Origin of the sequence: Muriicola sp., from assembly GCF_041567615.1 — a bacterium.
Lineage (GTDB): Bacteria > Bacteroidota > Bacteroidia > Flavobacteriales > Flavobacteriaceae > Muriicola.
Genome location: NZ_JBFGBM010000267.1, coordinates 1 through 2,231 on the forward strand (window position 1 = coordinate 1; position 2,231 = coordinate 2,231).

At 51.2% G+C, this 2,231-nt stretch carries 3 protein-coding genes and 1 pseudogene; 2 read left to right on the forward strand and 2 right to left on the reverse strand.

Annotated elements, in window-relative coordinates; translation table 11 throughout:
- Together ABYP73_RS12905 and ABYP73_RS12910 are read left to right on the forward strand one after the other, a co-directional pair.
- On the forward strand, positions 1–264 hold a 264-nt coding region (locus ABYP73_RS12905), incomplete at its 5' end, for a ribosome maturation factor RimM (protein ID WP_372974606.1).
- Positions 265–272: 8 nt separating this feature from the next.
- Positions 273–986: a tRNA1(Val) (adenine(37)-N6)-methyltransferase gene (locus ABYP73_RS12910; protein WP_372974607.1), complete on the forward strand. Its 714-nt coding sequence runs from the start codon at positions 273–275 to the stop codon at positions 984–986.
- On the opposite strand, the gene ABYP73_RS12915 is transcribed toward ABYP73_RS12910, so the two are convergent.
- Both ABYP73_RS12915 and ABYP73_RS12920 read right to left on the reverse strand, forming a co-directional pair.
- Entirely contained in the window at positions 976–1,872 is an 897-nt protein-coding gene (locus ABYP73_RS12915; RefSeq protein ID WP_372974608.1) for a dimethylarginine dimethylaminohydrolase family protein, read from the reverse strand. The genes ABYP73_RS12910 and ABYP73_RS12915 overlap by 11 nt on opposite strands.
- Positions 1,873–1,874: 2 nt before the next feature.
- Positions 1,875–2,231, reverse strand: a pseudogene (locus ABYP73_RS12920) (amino acid permease); the annotation flags it as partial.

Here is a 2,231-nt window from a genome sequence, read left to right on the forward strand (position 1 = left end):
GATCGATTACCACCTTTAAGCGGGAAGAAATTTTACTACCATGAAGTCATCGGATTCAAGCTTGTTGACAGTAAATACGGCGATATCGGGACCATCGTTTCTGTCAATGATTCAGCCGCCCAGGCGCTATTCGTTGCAGACAAGGACGGTAAACAACTCCTCATCCCCATAAACGACGAGATCATTACCGAGATCGATCGCATAGAAAAGACCATCTTTGTCAAAACTCCTGAAGGACTGGTCTCCTTATATCTGGAGGATTAATACAGGGAATGGAAACTCCGTTTCGTTTTAAGCAATTCGAGATCTTTCAGGACCGGTGCGCCATGAAAGTCGGCACAGACGGCGTTCTCCTCGGTGCCTGGGCACCGGTGGATACTGAACCGTCATCTGTATTGGATATAGGCACGGGCACCGGCCTCATTGCTCTTATGCTCGCACAACGCACTATGGCTGATACCATCGATGCGGTGGAGATCGATGGGGATGCATTTGAACAATGTGTGGAAAATTTTGAGGCATCACCCTGGGCAGACCGACTCTTTTGTTACCACGCAGGCCTGGATGAGATGGTTGAAGAAAGCGATGCGACTTATGAACTGATCGTCTCAAATCCACCTTTCCATTCCGAGACAGTAGCTAGTGGTTCCGAGGCCCGGGACAGGGCAAGACAAAACATCGCCCTGCCTTTCAGTGAACTCATCCATGGGGTGGAGATGCTGTTAGCGGACGAGGGGGTCTTTGCGACCATTATTCCCTTCCAGGCAGAAGCTCAGTTTCGGCAAATGGCCCGTGAAGCCGGCCTTTATCCTTTTAAGGTTACACGGGTGAAAGGGACGCCCGATTCCGGCATCAAGCGCAGCCTGCTTGCCTTTTCGAGAAAAGAACAAAGCCTCCTTGAAGATGAGCTTGTCATTGAAGAACAGAGGCATGTATACACAGCAGAATACAAAGCACTTTGCAGGGATTTCTATCTCAAGATGTAGTCTGTATTCTTCTTCTCAGGGGCCTTGTCAGGCAGGTAGGTCCTCCCCCTCCCTTTACACTGATCTCTAATCCGGGATAGGTGGAAACCGTACACCCCGCCTTGCGAAGGGCTGCTTCTGTGATAGGATTCCCTTCGGCCATCACACACTGTCGGGGTCCGGTGGCGAGGATGTTGCATCCGAGGCTGTCGAACTCGGCTTCCGGTACTTCTACGAGTTGATATCCCCTTTCCAGAAGGGTGTTCCGGAACGCTATAGGCATCAGGGGGGAATAAACAGCGGCGAGGTCGCGGTCTAAGGGACTTAGGATGGACATCAGGTGGAAGACATCTGAAGGTCCCCTGAAATGGGGTAGCTGTACTTCGATTACTTTTACACCCAGTGGTCTCAGCATGCCGATAAGCTGTTCAATCCCTTCAGAATTGGTTCGATAACTGTACCCAACTGCCAGGGTGTCTCTATCGAGCCAGGCCACGTCGCCTCCCTCCAGGGTACCCGGCGCTTGGATCTTACCCAGGATGGGTATGCCCAGGTCTTTATAAACCTTTTCCTGCACAGCGGGTTCGGCCCGTCTTTGTCGTTTCCCCATCCGGCACAGGACCACCCCGTGGTCAGTGACAATACTGGCATCCCGGCAATAGAGGGCATCCAGGGTCAGGGATTCCCTTTTGGTAAAAGAGAACACCTCAGCTCCTTTCTTTTGCAGTAGGCTGATGAAATCCCGGTATTCTTCCAGCGCCGGTTTCAGGTCCGGAGCTTTCAGATAATTCAATTCTTCCCATTCTGCTCCTATTTTGGTTTTGTCCCGAAAAGCTTCAGAAACTGGCATGATCAACACCTGCTCCAGGGGTAAGTATTCGGAATGGCTTGTAAACGAATTGGGCATGTTTAACGGTTTTGGAGGTTGTTTTTCCATTTCAGCCAGACGTAGAAGGGGGTGCCTGCCAGCAGCAGGATGAAGCCCCAGAAGACAGCCTCTTCCCCGGCCCCGAAAATAGCCCACATCGCATACAAAAAGGTGAGCCCGCCCAGGATAAAGATCCCGGTCCCAGGTTTTTTCGATTTCTTGCCCTCCAGAGAAATGGCCACATAGGCAGCCGCTGAGAACAGATAAGGTACCAGGGTGCATAGGGTAGAGAGGAGGATAATAAATTTGAACTGTTCCACCAATCCTTCTGTGTAATTCATGAGCATGACCAGAGAACTGAGGGCACTGCCAATGACAATTCCCCAGACTGGGACCCC

Coding starts and splice junctions, on each gene's coding strand:
- ABYP73_RS12910 (WP_372974607.1), top strand. CDS start 273: ATGGAAACTCCGTTTCGTTTTAAGCAATTCGAGATCTTTCAGGACCGG.
- ABYP73_RS12915 (WP_372974608.1), bottom strand. CDS start 1,872: ATGCCCAATTCGTTTACAAGCCATTCCGAATACTTACCCCTGGAGCAG.